Raw genomic sequence first — 17,901 nt, 5'->3', positions numbered from 1 at the left:
AAGCCTAAATGACGAGGACTTACAAACGATTTGTGCGGCGCGGTGATTGCTTTGTTGCGCAGCAAACCCGTGAAATCTAACGGGCATTTTCGAAACGCCCGACGGGTTGGCAGCGGCGTTCGGCTGCCGTTTGACTCTCGGCTCAAGCTTTGCCAGTCTCGCAGACAAATAATGGATAAGAGGAAACGTCCATGACCAATCCATCTATCGTGATCGCAGCCGCAGGCCGTACCGCGGTTGGCTCCTTCAACGGCGGCTTTGCCAATGTGCCGGCCCATGAACTGGGTGCGGCGGCGATCAAGGGTGCGCTCGCGCGCGCCGGCATCGAGGCGGCGGAAGTGGACGAGGTCATCCTCGGCCAGGTCCTGCCGGCGGGCGAGGGCCAGAACCCGGCCCGACAGGCGGCGATGAAGGCCGGCGTGCCGAAGGAAGCCACCGCCTGGGGCGTCAACCAACTCTGCGGCTCGGGCCTGCGCGCCGTCGCACTCGGCATGCAGCAGATCGCGCTTGGCGACGCCAAGATCATTGTTGCCGGCGGCCAGGAATCGATGTCCATGGCGCCGCATTGCGCGCATCTTCGCGGCGGCGTGAAGATGGGCGACTTCAAGATGATCGACACGATGGTCAAGGACGGCCTGACCGACGCGTTCTACGGCTACCACATGGGCATTACCGCGGAAAACATCGCCCGCCAGTGGCAGCTCTCCCGCGAAGAGCAGGACCAGTTCGCCGTCTCCTCCCAGAACAAGGCGGAAGCCGCGCAGAATGCCGGCCGCTTCAAGGACGAGATCATCCCCTACATCATCCAGACACGGAAGGGTGACGTGACCGTCGAGAACGACGAATACATCCGTGCCGGCGCGACGCTCGATTCGATGGCCAAGCTGCGTCCCGCCTTCGATAAGGAAGGCACCGTCACCGCCGGCAATGCCTCCGGTCTCAACGACGGCGCGGCGGCTGCCGTGCTGATGACGGAAGCCGAAGCCGCCCGCCGCGGCATCACGCCGATGGTTCGCATCGTTTCGTGGGCGACCGCCGGCGTCGATCCGCAGATCATGGGCACGGGCCCGATCCCGGCTTCCCGCAAGGCGCTCGAAAAGGCGGGCTGGAAGGTCGGCGATCTCGATCTCATCGAGGCCAACGAAGCCTTTGCGGCTCAATCCTGCGCCGTCGTCAAGGATCTCGGTTTCGATTCGTCGATCGTCAATGTCAATGGCGGCGCAATCGCGATCGGCCATCCGATCGGTGCGTCGGGTGCCCGCATCCTCAACACGCTCCTCTTCGAGATGAAGCGCCGCGGCGCCAAGAAGGGTCTTGCTACTCTGTGCATCGGCGGCGGCATGGGTGTCGCCATGTGCCTTGAGGCCATGTGATATTTTAGAAGATTGTGGATAATCCCGCCGGCGTTGCAAAACTTCGTGGCGGGACTATCTCCCCGATGAAAGCATGTCAAAATAGGTAAGTATCCGGTCACACAGAAGGATCGGATCACAACGCAAAAGGGGACGGCCGCATGAGCAGGGTTGCATTGGTTTCGGGAGGAACGCGTGGGATCGGGGCAGCCATCTCCGTCGCGTTGAAGGCGGCAGGTTATCGTGTCGCTGCAAATTTTGCTGGCAATGAGGAAAAGGCGAAAGCCTTCCACGACGAGACCGGCATTCCGGTGTTCAAATGGGATGTCTCCAGCTATCAGGCCTGCGTCGATGGCATCGCAAAAGTGGAGACCGAACTCGGTCCGATCGAGGTGCTCGTCAACAATGCCGGCATTACGCGTGACGGCATGTTCCACAAGATGACGCCTGAACAGTGGAACGAGGTGATCGGGACGAACCTGACCGGTCTCTTCAACATGACCCATCCCATCTGGAACGGGATGCGCGACCGTGGGTTCGGCCGGGTCGTCAACATTTCGTCCATCAACGGCCAGAAGGGCCAGATGGGCCAGGTGAACTATTCGGCGGCCAAGGCCGGCGATCTCGGCTTTACCAAGGCACTGGCGCAGGAAGGTGCTGCAAAGAACATCACCGTCAATGCCATCTGCCCTGGCTATATCGCCACCGAAATGGTGCGGGCGGTGCCGGAAAAGGTGCTGAACGAGCGGATCATTCCGCTGATCCCGGTCGGGCGCCTCGGCGAACCGGAAGAGATTGCCCGCTGCGTCGTCTTCCTTGCCTCCGACGATGCCGGTTTCATCACCGGCTCGACGCTGACGGCGAATGGCGGCCAGTTCTTCGCCAGCTGACCTGCGGCATTAACTTTTGAGCGGGTTTCGGTGCCTATTGCTGCGCCGAAACAGCTTATCCATATGGTTAACGAGTTGTTTTTCCACGAGATGTTGCGGTGAACAAAGCGGGAAACAGGCGATGTCGCCGATTCGTCAGCGATTCGTTCCGCCTTTGGCCAAAGGTTAACGCCGACAGTCTCCTGGAGGCAAAACAAAACCGGCGCCGATTGCTCGGGCGCCGGTCCTGAGGGACTGGATTGTTGTCCGCGACTAGCGGCAACGGGCCTCGTAGCGGCGGCCGTAACGGTCGCGATAGATGCAGTATCCGCGGCGCTCCGAGGAGTGACCGATTGCAGCGCCGACAAGGCCGCCGGCGACTGCGCCGACTGCTGCGCCACCCCAGCTGTTCGACACTGCGCCACCGATGACGGCGCCGGTGCCGGCACCGATCGCCGTGCCGCGTTCAGTCGCGGTGCAGGAGGCGAGCGTGCCGATCATGCAGCCCGCAATCAGAATCTTCTTCATCATGTTAGTTTTCCCTTCCCTTGGTACACACGGCTACGCCGCTCTTAAATCCTGCCCATCAGCAGCAGGATAATGATGATAAGGACTACAAGGCCCAATCCGCCCGACGGACCATAGCCCCAGCCCCGGCTATATCCCCAATTCGGCAAGGCGCCAATGAGCAGCAGAATGAGGATAACGAGCAATACGGTTCCGAGCATGATCTTCTACTCCGCTAGACAATCCGAGATGGATTTGGCGAGGAAACGTAGCGCCGCGATTTTTGTTCCATGGCTTGCAAACGTGTGCTCTCACATGTGGTTAAAGTGCGTTAGCCAATGTTAATGGCACCTGAACGATTCGCTTTTGAGGTTTCTACCACGACGATTTTCTTGCGGGTCTCTCGCGGTGACACCTACCATATCTTGTGAGAACAAATGGCGAAGACATGGATGTCTGTGATTCGTCGGTGATTCGTTCCACCTTTGGCCTGACTCTTAATTCCGTGCTCGAAGGAGCGTGGAACAGCCTGAATCGATTGATAAAATGTTAACCATATCAATGGATTGACTCTTGCGATTCTTCGTGAAAGCGCAGCTTCGGGATGAATCCTTCGGTTGCATGCACCCAATCCTGATGCAGATTCAGGATGTCGTGGGGAAGGAGAGAGTCGCATCAACATATAGCGGTGAACAAAAGCTGAATCTTCTTGAGTCTGCGATTCGTCTCCGATTCGTTCGCGTCTGTTCCTTTGCATTTAAAATTCGAATCGCCGAGCCTCGATTTGCCGCCTTCAGCGACCGTTCTTCGGCCGTAAAAGCCATTCTTGAGGCTTGCGTTTGCCCGCCGAGATCGCCATGTGTTGCGTGGCTTTGAGTTTTGGGTGAAGACGCCAAACTCCGAGCCTTATGTGATGCGCGGAACCAGGCTTTGAATTTCCAGCCCATGATCCTCAGCGGGCGCGGCGTCACCGCCGTCCTCGGACCCACCAATACCGGCAAGACCCATTATGCCATTGAGCGAATGGTGGCGCATGGTACCGGCGTGATCGGCTTGCCGCTCCGGCTGCTGGCGCGCGAGGTCTACACGCGTCTTGTCGAGAAGGTTGGCGTCTCCCAGGTGGCGCTGGTCACCGGCGAGGAAAAGATCACTCCGCCGAATGCACGCTTCTCCGTCTGCACCGTCGAGGCCATGCCGCGCGAGACGAAAGCCTCTTTCGTGGCGATCGACGAAGTGCAGCTCGCCGGCGATCTCGAGCGCGGCCATATCTTCACCGACCGAATCCTGCACCTGCGCGGGCGCGATGAAACGCTGCTCCTAGGGGCTGCGACCATGCGGCCGATCCTCGAGAGGCTTCTGCCTGGAATAACCATCGTCGAGCGGCCGCGCCTCTCGCAGCTCTTTTATGCGGGCCAGAAAAAGATCACCCGCCTGCCGCAGCGTTCTGCGATCGTGGCGTTTTCGGCCGACGAGGTTTATGCGATCGCCGAGCTCATTCGCCGTCAGCGCGGCGGCGCGGCGGTGGTGCTCGGGGCACTCAGCCCCCGCACCCGCAATGCGCAGGTCGGCCTCTACCAGTCCGGCGACGTCGAATATCTCGTCGCGACGGATGCGATCGGCATGGGTCTCAACCTCGATGTCGATCACGTGGCGTTCGCCCAGGATCGCAAATTCGACGGTTACCAGTTCCGCAGCCTCAATCCGGCAGAGCTCGCGCAGATCGCCGGACGCGCCGGGCGGCATGTGCGGGATGGGACATTCGGCGTGACCGGCCAGGTCGCGCCTTTCGAAGACGAGTTGGTCGAGCGAATCGAAAGCCACCACTTCGATCCGGTCAAAGTGCTGCAGTGGCGGTCGAAAAACCTCGATTTTTCGTCGCTCAAGGCCCTGCGGGAAAGCCTGGATGCTGCGCCGACCCTTCTGGGCTTGACGCGGGCGCTTCCTGCGACCGACAGCCAAGCCTTTGATTATCTTTCGCGTTATCCCGAAATCAAGGACATAGCGACCACCCCGCAGCGGGTCGAAAAACTCTGGGAGGCCTGTGCCCTGCCAGACTACCGACGAATTGCGCCGGCGCAGCACGCCGACCTTATTTCGACTCTTTTTTCCGATCTTGTGCGCTTCGGGACGGTGAACGAAGAATTCATGGCGGAACAGGTCCGCCGCGCCGACCGCACCGATGGTGAAATCGACACATTGTCGGCCCGCATAGCGCAGATCCGGACCTGGACCTACGTCTCTAATCGCCCTGGTTGGCTTGCCGATCCGACACACTGGCAAGAAAAGACACGGGAAATAGAGGATAGGTTATCGGACGCGCTACATGAAAGGTTGACGAAACGCTTTGTTGATCGCAGGACATCTGTGCTCATGAAGCGCCTGAGAGAGAATGCGATGCTGGAAGCTGAAATCAGTGTGAATGGCGATGTCTTTGTAGAGGGACATCACGTCGGGCAATTGGCCGGTTTCCGGTTCACGCCCGTTTCGGGAACCGAGGGCCCCGACGCCAAGGCGGTGCAAGGTGCCGCCCAGAAAGCGCTGGCGCTCGAATTCGAGGCGCGGGCGGCAAGGCTTTATGCGTCGGGCAATAACGACCTGGCGGTCGGATCCGATGGTTTCGTGCGCTGGCTCGGCGAGCCTATCGCCCGTCTTGCGGCGAGCGACCATGTCATGCGTCCGCGCGTCATCCTGCTTGCCGACGAGCAGCTGACCGGTCATGCCCGCGAACATGTGCTCGCCCGTCTCGAGCGCTTCGTCAATCATCACATCGCGACGGTTTTGAAGCCGCTCGACGATCTGTCGCGTGCCGAAGACCTTCAGGGCCTCGCCAAGGGGCTCGCCTTCCAGCTCGTCGAAAACCTCGGCGTGCTGTTCAGGCGCGACGTGGCCGACGACGTGAAGTCGCTCGATCAGGATGCGCGCGCTTCGATGCGTCGCTACGGCATCCGTTTCGGCGCCTATCACGTGTTCATGCCCCTGCTTCTGAAGCCGGCACCGGCCGAGCTCATCACGCTGCTCTGGGCGCTGGGGAACGACGGTCTCGACAAGCCCGGCTATGGCGATCTCATTCCGGCTCTGGCCGCGGGGCGCACGTCGGTCGTCGCCGATCCGACATTCGAGCGGATGTTCTACAAACTCGCGGGTTTCCGTTTCCTTGGCAAGCGCGCCGTGCGTATCGACATTCTGGAGCGCCTTGCCGATCTCATCCGTCCGCTCCTGCAGTGGAAACCTGGCTCGACGCCGCGTCCGGAAGGCGCGTATGACGGGCGCCGCTTCACGGCCACGACCGCCATGCTCTCCATTCTCGGCGCTACGCCGGACGATATGGAAGAAATCCTAAAAGGTCTCGGGTATCGGGCCGACGCCGTGAAGGCGGAAGAGGCGCAGGCATTCCTCGCAGGCCACGATGCAAGTTCCGTGAACGCCGCGGCTGCTCCGGCTTCGGCAGGAGATGCACCGGAAGTCTCCGAAACAGATGACGCCGATGCGAGTGACGCTCCGGTCGAGACTGCAACGGAAGCCGCTGCGGCCGAAAATGCGACGGAAACAGCTCCCATCGAGGCCGTGGCCGAGGCTGCGCCGGCTGAGACGGCTACCGCAGAACCGGTTGCTTCGGAAGAAGCTCCCGCGGAGCAGGCTCCGGCTGGCGACGTGACCGACGAGACAAAGTCTGCCGAGGCTGGAGAGCCGAAGCCGGTCCTGTTGTGGCGCCCGGGCGGCGGCCGTGAAAACAACCAGCGTGGCGGACGTCCGCAACACGGCGATCGTCGTGGTCACGGCGGCCAACGCAATAACGCCCCTGGCGAGGCGGGTCAGCCGGCCCAGGGTCGTCGTGATGACCGTCGCGACAACGGCGGCGAGCGGCGTGAGGCACGTCCGAACGGCGAACGCAGCGGGGGTGACCGCAGGGACGGCAGCAAGCCGAACCGCGACAACAATCGCCGGCCGGACAACAATAACAACAGCAGCAATAACAATAACCGCGGGGGCGATCGCCCGAACCGTGGGGAACGCCACGAAGGTGGTCCTCGCCCGGACCGCAACGACCGCGGCAAAGGGCCGCAGCCGGCTCGCTTCGAGGCAAAGCCGCCACGCAAGGAAAAGCCGCTCGATCCGGACTCGCCCTTTGCAAAGCTCGCAGCTCTCAAGGAGCAGATGAAGAAGTAAGGCCCATGACGGAAAAACAGCCACAATCCGGTTCGCGCCAGCGCATCGACAAGTGGCTGTTTTTTGCCCGCATGGCGAAGTCCCGGTCGATCGCCCAGGATCTTATCCGCTCCAACCACGTGCGGGTGAACGGCGATCTGGTCTCCCAGCCGAGCTCCCAGGTGAAGCCGGGTGACCGCATCGATCTCAAGCTTGAACGTCGCGATCTCGTGCTGGTGGTGAAGACCGGCGGGGAGAGGCGAGGGCCTTTCGAGGAGGCTCGGCTGCTCTATGAAGATCTCAGTCCTCCTCCCGAAGAGACCAAAAGGCTGACGCTGTTCGAACAGGCGCAGCGCGCGCAGGGAAGCGGGCGACCGACCAAGAAGGAGCGCCGGGAGACCGATCGGCTGTTTCCGGGGATCGACGCGGACCTAGATTAGAAAAAACGACCCGCTACGTTTGGGTTTTCAGCACGGATATCCTTGCTAAGCAAAGCCAAAGGCTTTACCTGACTGTCGAAAAGCCGGATCGCCTACCTCCTGTCATTTTCGCAGTTGGGTTTTCGCCTCTCCCGGCTTTCCGGTGTGCCGGCGCTCCTCATCCGTCGACGTGCCGCTGATCCGCGATGGTTCCTGGAGTGCCGCATGACGTATGTCGTGACCGACAATTGTATCCGCTGCAAATATACCGACTGCGTCGAGGTCTGCCCGGTCGACTGTTTTTATGAAGGTGAAAACTTCCTCGTCATCCATCCCGACGAGTGCATCGACTGCGGCGTCTGCGAACCGGAATGTCCTGCCGAGGCGATCAAGCCGGATACGGAACCGGGTCTCGACAAATGGCTCAAGATCAATACCGAATTCGCTCAGATGTGGCCCAACATCACGGTCAAGCGCGACGCGCTGCCCGAGGCCAAAGAGATGGATGGGGTCGCCAACAAATACGAGCAGTATTTCTCAGCCGAACCCGGCAAGGGCGATTGAGATTTGCCGTGACGGCATGGCTCGGAGCCGTTTCGAATCGCTTTGCCTTTTTGTTGGGCACAGCGTGGATAAAGCGCTCTGTGCACGTGCAAAAGCAAATTATTGATTTCCGCACTTTTTTGTGGTAGACAACAAGAACTGTTCCACAAGGCGGCACGTGTGTGCCCAAAAAACATCACGAAAGCAACAGACCACCCAAAGCGCGGTTTCCGTGACATTGCAACGCTTGAATGTTGTCGGTCGCAGTTCGCGAAGGGGTGTTTTTTCGCTCGCGTTGGTCGGACCAGTATGGAGTGACCCGACGGTTTCCCCCGTCTCATCCGGGCCTGACAGACCCGGTTCCCCCGACCCGACAACGGGTGAGTAACAGGGAGTTTGTGAAACGAATGACGACTCAGCAGAAAAAGACTTCTCCCGCACGCCAGGGCTTCAAGACTGGTGAATCGATTGTATACCCCGCTCATGGCGTAGGCACTATCTCTGCGATTGAAGAGCAGGAAGTTGCCGGCATGAAGCTCGAGCTTTTCGTAATCGATTTCGAAAAGGACAAGATGCGCCTCAAGGTGCCGGTCGCGAAGGCCGTCAGCATCGGCATGCGCAAGCTGTCCGAAACGGATTTTGTCGAACGCGCTCTCAAGGTTGTTCAAGGCAAGGCCCGCGTGAAGCGCACCATGTGGTCGCGCCGCGCCCAGGAATATGATGCCAAGATCAATTCCGGCGATCTGATCTCGATCGCGGAAGTGGTCCGCGACCTCTATCGCGCCGAGAACCAGCCGGAGCAATCCTATTCCGAGCGCCAGCTTTACGAAGCTGCCCTCGACCGCATGGCTCGTGAAATCGCTGCCGTGAACAAGATGTCCGAAACTGAAGCCGTCCGCCTTATCGAGGTCAATCTCGCCAAGGGCCCCAAGCGCGGCAAGAACGTCGAGGAAGATGAGGCGCAGGAAGAAGCGGCCTGATCATCCCACCGATAATTCTCTCAAAAACCCGGCCTTCGAGCCGGGTTTTTTATTGGAACTTTTCGCCTGCCTCCGCGTTAACCCGCCGGAACGGCGAACTGATGTGCGTCGGTTTGCGTTCGGACAGCTAAGTGCGGGGCGGAAGATCGGTCTATCGAGCCGATGTGAATCCCCGACAGAACTCAAGACGAGGGGAGCAAAGGCGGCAGGAATCTCACCCATCATCGTTCGGGCTTGTCGCGTGCACGGTGTTTTCGGTTTGTGCCTCGCTGTCTTTGTCGGATCAGACCGTTCACGGAGAACACCATGACAGCCATGTCCGCAGACCGCACGATGATCAAGATAGCAATGTCCGCTCCATATCTCGCCCGGGAGGAGGAGCGCGATCTGGCGGTCCGCTGGAAGGACGATCAGGACCAGGATGCCCGAAACCAGATTGCCCTTGCGCATATGCGTCTGGTTATCGCCATGGCTTCGAAGTTTCGTGGCTTCGGTTTGCCGATGAGCGACCTCGTACAGGAAGGCTATGTAGGGCTGCTCGAAGCGGCGGCAAGGTTTGAACCGGCTCGCGATGTGCGTTTTTCCACTTATGCCAGCTGGTGGATCCGCGCTTCGATGCAGGATTATATTCTTCGGAACTGGTCGATCGTGCGGGGCGGCACCAGTTCGGCGCAGAAAGCGCTGTTCTTCAATCTCCGCCGGCTGCGCGCCAAGCTCGCCCGCGGCGATTCCAATCTCACTGCCCGTGCCATTCACGAAGAGATCGCAGTGGCGCTCGGCGTCAGCGTCGCCGATGTCCAGACCATGGATGCCCGGCTTTCCGGCAATGATTCTTCGCTGCAGGCGCCGTCGATCGCCGGCGATGCGGATAGTGGCGAACGGCTCGACATGCTTGCCAGCGCCGAGCCGCTGCCGGACGAACAGGTCTCCGGGATGATCGACGGCGAGCGCCGTCTGAAATGGCTGCAGGGCGCGCTCACCAAGCTCAACGACAGAGAGAAGAAGATTATCCGCGCCCGGCGTCTGACCGACGATGGCGCGACGCTCGAAGCGTTAGGGGCGGAGCTCGGTATCTCCAAGGAGCGCGTGCGGCAGATCGAAAGCCGGGCGATCGAAAAACTCAAGTCGGCACTGGTTTCAGCCAATCCGCAGATGGCTGCGGCCGCCTGCTAAGGCGACCTCTCACCCTCATTCCGCGATGATCTTGAACTTCTGGCCGGGCGAGATCGTCGCGCCGACCGGCAATGCATTGATCAGCTTGAAAAGATCGAGCTTGCGATCCGTACCCATCATGCGGGCCGAAAGCGAAGCGACGGTATCGTCCTTGGTCGCTGTGACGATCCGTATCCTCAGCGGCTTCAATGCTGCTATTTCCTGAGGTGTCATTTTGCGGAAGGTCGAGCGCAACGTTTCGGCGGCCGTCGCGAGTGCCGGGCTTCCTTTCGGTACTGCCGTCAGGAAACGGAAAATCTGAGTGTCGACGCGGATGACGGTCACGTCGAAATCCCAGCGTTCGGCGGAAGCCCGCGCGGTCGCCGCGGGCATGCCATTCACCTGGATCTCGCGCACCGTTTCCGGCTGCAGGCCGGCGACCCAGCCGCTCGTCAGATAATTCGACAGGTTATCGTTATCGCCGGCGGCGACGCCGTCGAAACGGATCGCCGTCTCGCCAGGGCCGGTCGCGAGCACTGCTTCCACCTTATTGTCGATACGGAAGTCCGGCGGGACGTCGAAACGGATGCCAAGGTTACCGTGCATAAAAGTCTGGCCGCGGACATAACCTTCCTGCGGGCTGTCGCCGTAGAGCAGGCCATCGATGCCGGCGATGTAATAATCCCGGCCCTTGTCGCCGACTGTGCCTTCCTGGCCGAAATTACGGGCATGGCGGCGGGCAAGATCAACGCGCTGGGCGGAGTTCGGATGGCTCGACAGGAAATCGAGGCTCTGGTCGTTGTCCGGGTCGACAGCAGAATAGCGGGCATAGGCCGCCATCGAATCGAGGAAGCGTGCCGCGGCATAGGGGTCGTAGCCGGCTTCGCCGAGCATCCGCACGCCGATCACGTCGGCCTGCAGTTCCTGCTGGCGCGAGAAGGCTGCGAGCCTGAGCTTGCCGCGGGCAAGCGCCTGTTTCCCGGCAAGATCGCTGGAGAGGACTTCGGCGACGACGCGGCTCGCAATCACTTCCGCCTCTTCGCGGCGCTGGCGTTCGATGCCGTGGTTTGCAGTGACGTGGCCCATCTCGTGGGAAAGCACGGCTGCGACTTCCGATGCATCATTGGCAAGCGCCAGAAGCCCGCGCGTCACGTAAAGATAACCGCCCGGCAGCGCGAAAGCGTTAATCGCCGGCGAATTCAGGATGGTGATGCGGAAGGACTGGTTGGGGTTTTCCGAAACTGCCGTCAGCGCGCCGGCAATGCGGGCGACCAGCCGCTCGGTCTTGGCGTCGCGATATTCGCCGCCGTAGCTTGCGACGATACGCGGATGCTCGCGCGCCCCCATCTGAGCCCGCGGATCGTTCTTCTGTACCTCGTCGACGATCTGCGGTGAGTCGGAGGGAGAGACATTCGGGGTATAGGCCTGATCGAAGAGCGACTGGCAACCGGAAAGGACCGCACCGCTGAACAGCAGGGCACCCACGGTCCGCCAACCGGGCAGCGCACGAACAATCGTCCAGACAGCCGGGATCGCCGTGTCGCGCCTCATCGTCCTCGTCTTCCGCACCATCATTCCCAAGGTCCGCCATCCAGCTTGGCTGAGGTCCTCTCGATCCAAGCTGGCTCCTTCTCTATGTCGCTTAGCGATTTTCGCGTTGAATGCACAGATGCTCTTATTGAAATATGCCTTGATGGTGCGTTTGCAATGAAAATCCCCGCTGCCTTTCCGCGATGCCATCGTGGCACGTCCAAATTGTGGCGAGTTCTATAACGGTCCGGCAGCGCTCGTCGCCAAACGTGATCACGAAAATAGTAACTTGCAAATTGCAAGTTACATATGCCACAAGGCTGCGTCTCGCCGGGGAAGAAACCCATGAAACGAACAGGTCCTATCGATACCGGATGCCCGGTGTTGCGCAGTCTCAAACATGTCGGCGAGGTCTGGAGCTTCCTGATCCTGCGCGATGCACTGGCAGGTGCAACACGTTTCGACGAATTCCAGCGCAACCTCGATATTGCCCCGAACATCCTGACCAGCCGGCTGAAGTCGCTCGTCGAATCCGGGCTGATGGAACGGCGGCGCTATTCCGAACGGCCGCCGCGGGACGAATACCACCTCACGCAGCGCGGCCGCGACTTCAAGCCTGTGGTGCAGGCGCTGCTTGTCTTCGGAAACCAGCATTTCGCGCCGGAGGGCGAAAGCGTGGTGATCGTCAACAGGGAGACCGGCGAGCAGGCCGAACCGGTGATGATCGACCGCCGCAGCGGCCGGCCGCTGAGCGATCCGGTCTTCACCAGCGCGGCCGGTCCGGCTGCGAGCGAACGCATCCGCCGCCGTTATCCATCCGTGAACCAGTTATTGCCACATAGAGAGGCTGATCGATGAGTGCCGTGACCACCGAAGCCGTCGAGGCGGCGCCTACCTTTGACGACGCCACCGCGGCGCCGATCAATCCGCGGACCCGGCAGCTGCTGCAGGATCCGATCCTGCCGATGCTGATCCGGCTCGCATGGCCGAATATCCTGATCATGCTCGCCCAGGCCTCGACCGGCCTCATCGAAACCTGGTGGGTTTCGCATATGGGCACCGCGGCGCTGGCGGGCATGGCCCTCGTCTTTCCGGCCGTGATGCTGATGCAGATGATGTCTGCCGGCGGTTTCGGCGGGGCGATCTCGTCTGCCATCGCCCGTGCGCTCGGCAGCGGCCGGCGCGGGGATGCCGACCTGCTTGCCTGGCATGCCGTCGTCGTCAATGTCCTGCTCGGACTGCTGTTTTCGGCGATCATGCTCGCCTATGGCCGGCCGATCTATCGGGCGCTCGGCGGCGAGGGGCCGGAACTCGAGGCGGCCCTCATCTATTCCAACGTGGTATTCGGCGGCATGATCTTCGTCTGGCTGATGAACGGCCTGGCGAGCGTGGTGCGCGGCACGGGCAATATGCTGTTCCCGGCGCTGGTTACCTGTGTCGGTGCCGCACTCCTCGTGCCCGTATCGCCGCTTCTCATTTTCGGCTTCGGTCCGTTCCAGGGGCTCGGCATCGCCGGCGGCGGTCTGGCCCTGGTGCTCTACAGTTTCGGCAGCACCGCGGTGCTTGCTTGGTACATCCTCTCCGGCCGCAATCTCGTGCGCTTCGGCGTCGGCCCGCTTCGCTGGACGATGTTCCGGGATATTGTCCGCCTCGGCGCTGCCGCGGCGATCAATTCCATTCTCACCAATGTGACCATCGGCATCGCCACCGCTCTGGTCGCGACCAAGGCGGGTGTCTCTGCCGTGGCCGGTTTCGGTACCGGCGCGAGGCTCGAATATCTGCTGATCCCGGTAATCTTCGGCATCGGTGCGCCGATGGTGGCGCTGGTCGGCACCAACATGGGCGCCGGCCAGAAAGACCGGGCGATGCGCATCGCGTTCACCGGCGCTGCGATTGCCTTCGCTATCACCGAAGTGATCGGCCTGATCGCGGCGATCTTCCCGGTCGCGTGGATTTCGCTGTTCAGCGAGGAGCATGGAGCGATCGATGCGGGCGTTGCCTATTTGCAGATCGTCGGGCCGGTTTATGGTTTCTTCGGCGGCGGGCTGGCGCTCTATTTCGCCTCTCAAGGCGCGGGCCAGCTACTCTGGCCACTTGCCTGCGGTTTTCTGAGACTCGCCATTGCAGGTCTCGGGGGCTGGCTGGCGCTGGAATTTACCGGATCGCTCAACGGTTTGTTCTTCGCGCTGGCAGTTGGTCTGGTCGCCTATGGCGGGATCCTGTTCCTCGCCATCCGCTCCGGTGTCTGGTTCCGCGGAAAGGCTGCCTGATCAGCCGGAAAGAAATTCGGCGAGTGCGGGAATATCGCGCCGGGCGAGGAATTCCTCGACCGGCGCCTGCAGCAGGATCTGGCCGTGGTCGATGAAGATCGCATGGTCGGCCAACCGGCCAACCTCATCCGGATCGTGGGTCACGACCAGCACCGTATTGCCCGTCTCGCGATGCAGGTCGATGAGCAGGCTGGCCATCGAAAGCCTGAGCCCGGGATCGAGGGCCGCGAACGGCTCATCCATCAGCAGAACCGGCTTTTTGCGCACCAGAGCCCGAGCGAACGCGGCACGCTGCCTTTCGCCGCCGGAAAGCGTCCCCGGCGTCCGTTTTTCAAAGCCGCTCAAGCCCACGCGTTCCAGCGCCTGCGATATCGCGGCCCGGTCACTGCCGGAAAGCTTCAGCGACGGGTTGATGCCGAGGCCGATATTGGTGGCGAGGTTCAGATGGGCGAAGAGGTTATTATCCTGAAAGACCAGCGATACGGGACGCTCGGAGGGATGTTTCTCCGTTACGTCCTCGCCGGCGATCAGGATACGGCCGCGATCGGGCGTCTCGAAGCCGGCAACGAGGTTGAGGAAGGTCGATTTGCCGGAGCCGGATGGGCCGGTAATCGCCGTCACGGCGCCGGCTGGCAAAGCACAGTCGAAGTGGAGTTCCTTGGTGCCGAGCTTCAACTCAACCTTGTCCAGCGTGATGCCATCAGTCATGGCTCGTTTCCTTGCGGCCAGCCGTGCCGATCACCGTCAGCGCCAGGCAGATGATGCCGAGGATGAGCGCCAACCCGTCCGCGTCATTGGTTCGATAGCTGGATAGCCGGCTATAGACAAGCCAGGGGAGGGTGGTGAGCTCGCTGGAGCCGAACAGCGCCACCGCGCCGAGATCGCCCAGCGACAGCGCCATGGCGAAGGACAGCGCCGTCAGCAGCGGCCTTGCCAGAACCGGCAGGTCGATCCTCCATGCCCGTGAAAAGCCGGAGACGCCGAGGCTTGCCGACAGCCTGCCTGTCCGCTTGCGGTGGGTTTCGACGGCCGGGGCCAAAACGCGCATCACGAAGGGAAGCGCCATCAGCATGTTGATGATCGTCACCAGCGCCGGGGCGAAGCGCGCCACATCGCCGAACGGGCGCAGCATCAGGAACCAGCCGGTACCGAGCACGACCGGCGGAACGAGCAGCACCAGCGAGGACATCCCACCCAAGGACAGGGAAAACGCCCTGGCCGTTCCGGCGGGCCTCTTCATGTCGGCTATTGCCCCGCGTCCGGCAATGATAGCCAGGGAGGTCAGGACGGCAAGCAGGCCTGCGGAAAGCGCGATCGTGAAACTGGTCCAGGCGGCGCGCAGGAAGGCGGGGCTGGTGGCGAGGCTCCAGAGATTGGCCTGGGCGCCGGCACCGACGATCGAGGCAAGCGGCAGGATCAGGAATATCGTTGCAAGCAGGATAGACAGCACATCCCAAAGCCGTGCGGGCAAGGTCCGGCCATCGAACCGGCGTGTCGCCCGGCCGGCCGCGATGCCAGCGTCGTCAGGGGCTGGAAACAGCGAAATCGCAATCAGGATCAGCGCCGTAATGCCGATCTGCAGCAGCGACAGCGCTATGGCGCGGGGCGGATCGAAATCGAAACGCAGCGACTGGTAGATCGCCACTTCGAGCGTGGTCGCAGCCGGCCCGCCGCCGAGCACCAGGACGAGCGTGAAGCTCGTGGCGCAGAGCATGAAGATCAGGCCGGCAATGCCGGGGATGACGCGCCACGCCGCCGGCCACTCGATGAAACGGAAAACGGAGAAGGGTTTCATCCCGAGGCTGGAGGAGAGCAGCCAATATTCCGCCGGCAGGCGCTCCAGCGCCGCTAGCAGCAGTCTCGCGGCGAGCGGAAGGTTGAAGAACACATGTGCCAGCAATATGCCGGAAAGCCCGTAAATGCTGACCGGCTGCTCGAGGCCAAGCTTCAATAGCAGGCTGTTCATCACCCCCTGCCGCCCCCAGATGCCGATCAGGCCGAGCGCGCCGATCAGCACCGGCAGGCCCATCGGCAATGCCATCAGCCGGATGACCCATACACGGCCCGGAAAGCGCGGGCGGCGGGCAAGCGCGAGTGCGACGGGAAGGGCGAAGACGACCGACAGCAGTGTCGAAAGAACCGCCTGCAGCAGGGTGAAACGCAGGATCCGCCAGGTATAGGCGGTGAACAGCCGGCTTTGGGTGTTGCCGGCGTCCCAGGAGAGAAGGGCGGCGACCGCGATGCCGACGAAGAGGGCGATGCCGGCGATGCTCAGCAGCCCCCAGCCTATCCCGCGTCTTCGCTCGGCCCTCGTCAGCATGGGATCAGTTCAGGCTCATGGCGGTCAGCCATTCGTCGATCCAGGCCTGCCGGTTTTTGGCCACCTCGTCCGACCCCATCAGGAAAGTTTTCGTTGGCTGCACCAGTTTGTTGAACGCATCCGGTAGCGGCTGGGAGGTCTTGACGGCCGGCATCATCCAGTTGGTGGTCGGGATGACGTCCTGGAAGGCCGGCGAGACCATGAACTTCAGGAACTGTTTCGCCAGGTCCTTTTCATTCGCCCCCTTCAGCATGCCGGCGACCTCGATCTGGATATAGTGGCCTTCGGAGAAGGAGGCGGCCTGATAGCGGTCCGTCTTCTCCTCGACCATGTGATAGGCGGGCGAGGTCGTGTAGGAAAATACCATCGGCACTTCGCCCTTGGTGAACAGGCCATAGGCCTCCGACCAGCCGGGCGTGACGGTGAGCACGCGTTTCCTGAGCTTCGCCCAGGCCTCCGGCGCCTTGTCGCCATAGACTGATTTCACCCACAGCAGCAGGCCGAGGCCGGGTGTCGAGGTGCGCGGGTCCTCGATGGCGATCTTCTGCGCCGGATCGCTGTCCACCAGTTCCTTGAGGCTTTTCGGCGGGTTCTTCATCGCCTGCGTATCGTAGACAACGGCGAAATGGCCGTAATCGTAGGGGATGAACGTGTCGTCGCTGTAATTGCCGGGGACCTTGGCCGCCGAAGCGTCGAGCCCGTGCGGCTCGAACAGGCCGGTCGCCTTCGCCTCGGAGATCAGGTTGGTATCGAGGCCGAGCGCGATATCGGCCTCGGTGCCTTTGCCTTCCAGCTTCAGCCGCGTGAGAAGTGCCACGCCATCGGCGACGCCAACGAAATTGAGCTTGCAGGCGCAGGTCTTCTCGAAAGTTTCCTTGACCTTGGGCCCCGGACCCCAATCGGAGATGAAGCTCTCGTAGGTGTAGACGGTCAGCGTCTTTTCCTGCGCTACGGCCGGCACGGAAAGGGAAAGGGCGGCAGCGGCCGCGAATATCGAAAGAATGGTGCTGCGCATCAGCGTCTCCTCGTTTTGGTGACAAAGGGGAATAGGCGCTGATGAAGAGCCGTCTAATCCCTCCGCCGGTGTTAACCGGATCAGGTTCCGCGGGTTGGCCAAAGGCCTCTCAGCCGCACGAAAACGCGCGGCACCCCGTTAGAGCAGGATCAGATTTAGCGGCGAGGCGAATGGCTGGCAAGAGGCGGTCTGCGGCCGGCTCAAGGCGCATTCGGCAGGAGCAACATGGCTCAGTGGTTCATTGCTCAGTGGTTTTGCGGAAACACTTTCAGTTCACGCGGAACGATCGCCATGCCGCCGAGCCGATTGGCAACGGCGTAGTCGATCGTCTTCTCAACTACGTCAGGCATAACCGGTTTGGTGAGGACGCCGAGCGAGCCTTTGACACCGTCCTCCACATCCTCCGGATTACCGGTCATGAAGACGACGGTGATGCCATATTGCTCGGCAAGCTCCCGGCCGATCTCCGGGCCAGTCCGGCCGTCCGAAAGATTGACATCGACCAGGGCGATATCGGCATAGGCGGCGAGCGCCAGGGCGTGTTTGCGGGCATTGGCAAAACCAGCGACTTTCAGGCCCATGGCTTCGATCGTCTCGGCAACATCGAGCGCGATCAGAAACTCGTCTTCGACAATCATAACTCTTTGATTCATCGCCTCAGTGGCCAGCCGACGACGCGTAACATTTGTCAGCATTGGATGTCCCCATTCGGTTGATCGGTTCCTGGCAGGCCGATCCGTCCCCGGGACATTTCGACCACTATTCACACCCAGAACGTCTCGGGACATCATATGTTCC

The 17,901-nt window shown here is 61.4% G+C and carries 16 protein-coding genes and 1 riboswitch; of the genes, 9 read left to right on the top strand and 7 right to left on the bottom strand.

Going from position 1 to position 17,901, the window contains the following annotated elements; all coding sequences use genetic code 11:
* The first annotated feature begins 191 nt into the window (after positions 1 to 191).
* Entirely contained in the window at positions 192 to 1,373 is a 1,182-nt protein-coding gene (locus tag AC1D3C_RS26750) for an acetyl-CoA C-acetyltransferase (protein WP_477485002.1), read from the top strand.
* 140 nt (positions 1,374 to 1,513) lie between these two features.
* Entirely contained in the window at positions 1,514 to 2,242 is a 729-nt protein-coding gene (gene phbB, locus AC1D3C_RS26745) for an acetoacetyl-CoA reductase (RefSeq protein WP_477485001.1), read from the top strand.
* A 252-nt stretch (positions 2,243 to 2,494) separates the two neighbouring features.
* Here the strand turns inward: phbB and AC1D3C_RS26740 are convergent, their stop codons facing one another.
* Both AC1D3C_RS26740 and AC1D3C_RS26735 read right to left on the bottom strand, forming a co-directional pair.
* On the bottom strand, positions 2,495 to 2,752 hold the full coding sequence (locus AC1D3C_RS26740) for a YMGG-like glycine zipper-containing protein (protein WP_038546799.1): 258 nt from the start codon (positions 2,750 to 2,752) through the stop codon (positions 2,495 to 2,497).
* 41 nt (positions 2,753 to 2,793) lie between these two features.
* On the bottom strand, positions 2,794 to 2,949 hold the full coding sequence (locus AC1D3C_RS26735) for a DUF3309 family protein (protein ID WP_007775119.1): 156 nt from the start codon (positions 2,947 to 2,949) through the stop codon (positions 2,794 to 2,796).
* 724 nt (positions 2,950 to 3,673) lie between these two features.
* Here AC1D3C_RS26735 and AC1D3C_RS26730 point away from each other — a divergent pair.
* The 5 genes from AC1D3C_RS26730 (at position 3,674) to AC1D3C_RS26710 (ending at position 9,989) form a co-directional block, all read left to right on the top strand.
* Positions 3,674 to 6,895 (top strand): helicase-related protein, encoded by a 3,222-nt coding sequence (locus tag AC1D3C_RS26730; protein ID WP_477485021.1) that lies wholly within the window; start codon positions 3,674 to 3,676, stop codon positions 6,893 to 6,895.
* A 5-nt stretch (positions 6,896 to 6,900) separates the two neighbouring features.
* Entirely contained in the window at positions 6,901 to 7,314 is a 414-nt protein-coding gene (locus AC1D3C_RS26725) for an RNA-binding S4 domain-containing protein (protein WP_038546793.1), read from the top strand.
* Between the two features lie 204 nt (positions 7,315 to 7,518).
* Complete coding sequence (gene fdxA, locus AC1D3C_RS26720) at positions 7,519 to 7,857, top strand: ferredoxin FdxA (RefSeq protein ID WP_038549803.1); 339 nt, start codon at positions 7,519 to 7,521, stop codon at positions 7,855 to 7,857.
* Positions 7,858 to 8,243: 386 nt separating this feature from the next.
* Positions 8,244 to 8,816, top strand: coding sequence for a CarD family transcriptional regulator (locus AC1D3C_RS26715; protein WP_038546790.1), 573 nt, complete (start codon positions 8,244 to 8,246; stop codon positions 8,814 to 8,816).
* 306 nt (positions 8,817 to 9,122) lie between these two features.
* Positions 9,123 to 9,989, top strand: a complete 867-nt coding sequence (locus AC1D3C_RS26710; RefSeq protein WP_007771992.1) for an RNA polymerase factor sigma-32 — start codon at positions 9,123 to 9,125, stop codon at positions 9,987 to 9,989.
* A gap of 15 nt (positions 9,990 to 10,004) precedes the next feature.
* On the opposite strand, the gene AC1D3C_RS26705 is transcribed toward AC1D3C_RS26710, so the two are convergent.
* The gene (locus AC1D3C_RS26705; RefSeq protein WP_080719295.1) at positions 10,005 to 11,519 is read right to left on the bottom strand and encodes a M48 family metalloprotease; all 1,515 of its coding nucleotides are present in this window, start codon (positions 11,517 to 11,519) and stop codon (positions 10,005 to 10,007) included.
* A gap of 324 nt (positions 11,520 to 11,843) precedes the next feature.
* Here AC1D3C_RS26705 and AC1D3C_RS26700 point away from each other — a divergent pair, with 324 nt between their 5' ends.
* Positions 11,844 to 12,356, top strand: a complete 513-nt coding sequence (locus AC1D3C_RS26700) for a winged helix-turn-helix transcriptional regulator (protein ID WP_477485000.1) — start codon at positions 11,844 to 11,846, stop codon at positions 12,354 to 12,356.
* Positions 12,353 to 13,768 (top strand): MATE family efflux transporter, encoded by a 1,416-nt coding sequence (locus AC1D3C_RS26695; RefSeq protein ID WP_477484999.1) that lies wholly within the window; start codon positions 12,353 to 12,355, stop codon positions 13,766 to 13,768. The genes AC1D3C_RS26700 and AC1D3C_RS26695 overlap by 4 nt, the downstream gene beginning before the upstream one ends.
* On the opposite strand, the gene AC1D3C_RS26690 is transcribed toward AC1D3C_RS26695, so the two are convergent.
* The 4 genes from AC1D3C_RS26690 to AC1D3C_RS26675 all read right to left on the bottom strand — a co-directional run bounded on the left by AC1D3C_RS26690 (position 13,769) and on the right by AC1D3C_RS26675 (position 17,798).
* A complete protein-coding gene (locus AC1D3C_RS26690) occupies positions 13,769 to 14,476 on the bottom strand; it encodes a thiamine ABC transporter ATP-binding protein (protein WP_477484998.1) in 708 nt (235 codons plus the stop codon).
* Complete coding sequence (thiP, locus tag AC1D3C_RS26685) at positions 14,469 to 16,088, bottom strand: thiamine/thiamine pyrophosphate ABC transporter permease ThiP (RefSeq protein ID WP_477484997.1); 1,620 nt, start codon at positions 16,086 to 16,088, stop codon at positions 14,469 to 14,471. Before thiP ends, AC1D3C_RS26690 begins: the two co-directional genes overlap by 8 nt.
* A 4-nt stretch (positions 16,089 to 16,092) precedes the next feature.
* Entirely contained in the window at positions 16,093 to 17,103 is a 1,011-nt protein-coding gene (gene thiB / locus AC1D3C_RS26680) for a thiamine ABC transporter substrate binding subunit (RefSeq protein ID WP_477484996.1), read from the bottom strand.
* Positions 17,104 to 17,143: 40 nt separating this feature from the next.
* A riboswitch (TPP riboswitch) is annotated at positions 17,144 to 17,251 on the bottom strand.
* A 97-nt stretch (positions 17,252 to 17,348) separates the two neighbouring features.
* The gene (locus AC1D3C_RS26675; protein WP_038546776.1) at positions 17,349 to 17,798 is read right to left on the bottom strand and encodes a response regulator; all 450 of its coding nucleotides are present in this window, start codon (positions 17,796 to 17,798) and stop codon (positions 17,349 to 17,351) included.
* Positions 17,799 to 17,901: the final 103 nt, after the last annotated feature.

The sequence above is a fragment of the Neorhizobium sp. P1_A6 genome, assembly GCF_056406795.1.
Note: the sequence above shows the minus strand (reverse complement) of the source record. Positions and strands in the feature narration are given on the sequence as shown.

What these genes read in the sequence shown, in the direction of transcription:
- fdxA (WP_038549803.1), top strand. Translation starts at nt 7,519, where the DNA reads ATGACGTATGTCGTGACCGACAATTGTATCCGCTGCAAATATACCGAC.
- AC1D3C_RS26735 (WP_007775119.1), bottom strand. Translation starts at nt 2,949, where the DNA reads ATGCTCGGAACCGTATTGCTCGTTATCCTCATTCTGCTGCTCATTGGC.
- AC1D3C_RS26690 (WP_477484998.1), bottom strand. Translation starts at nt 14,476, where the DNA reads ATGACTGATGGCATCACGCTGGACAAGGTTGAGTTGAAGCTCGGCACC.
- AC1D3C_RS26700 (WP_477485000.1), top strand. Translation starts at nt 11,844, where the DNA reads ATGAAACGAACAGGTCCTATCGATACCGGATGCCCGGTGTTGCGCAGT.
- AC1D3C_RS26715 (WP_038546790.1), top strand. Translation starts at nt 8,244, where the DNA reads ATGACGACTCAGCAGAAAAAGACTTCTCCCGCACGCCAGGGCTTCAAG.
- AC1D3C_RS26705 (WP_080719295.1), bottom strand. Translation starts at nt 11,519, where the DNA reads ATGAGGCGCGACACGGCGATCCCGGCTGTCTGGACGATTGTTCGTGCG.
- AC1D3C_RS26750 (WP_477485002.1), top strand. Translation starts at nt 192, where the DNA reads ATGACCAATCCATCTATCGTGATCGCAGCCGCAGGCCGTACCGCGGTT.
- phbB (WP_477485001.1), top strand. Translation starts at nt 1,514, where the DNA reads ATGAGCAGGGTTGCATTGGTTTCGGGAGGAACGCGTGGGATCGGGGCA.
- AC1D3C_RS26740 (WP_038546799.1), bottom strand. Translation starts at nt 2,752, where the DNA reads ATGATGAAGAAGATTCTGATTGCGGGCTGCATGATCGGCACGCTCGCC.
- AC1D3C_RS26710 (WP_007771992.1), top strand. Translation starts at nt 9,123, where the DNA reads ATGACAGCCATGTCCGCAGACCGCACGATGATCAAGATAGCAATGTCC.
- AC1D3C_RS26730 (WP_477485021.1), top strand. Translation starts at nt 3,674, where the DNA reads ATGATCCTCAGCGGGCGCGGCGTCACCGCCGTCCTCGGACCCACCAAT.
- thiB (WP_477484996.1), bottom strand. Translation starts at nt 17,103, where the DNA reads ATGCGCAGCACCATTCTTTCGATATTCGCGGCCGCTGCCGCCCTTTCC.
- AC1D3C_RS26675 (WP_038546776.1), bottom strand. Translation starts at nt 17,798, where the DNA reads ATGCTGACAAATGTTACGCGTCGTCGGCTGGCCACTGAGGCGATGAAT.
- thiP (WP_477484997.1), bottom strand. Translation starts at nt 16,088, where the DNA reads ATGCTGACGAGGGCCGAGCGAAGACGCGGGATAGGCTGGGGGCTGCTG.
- AC1D3C_RS26725 (WP_038546793.1), top strand. Translation starts at nt 6,901, where the DNA reads ATGACGGAAAAACAGCCACAATCCGGTTCGCGCCAGCGCATCGACAAG.
- AC1D3C_RS26695 (WP_477484999.1), top strand. Translation starts at nt 12,353, where the DNA reads ATGAGTGCCGTGACCACCGAAGCCGTCGAGGCGGCGCCTACCTTTGAC.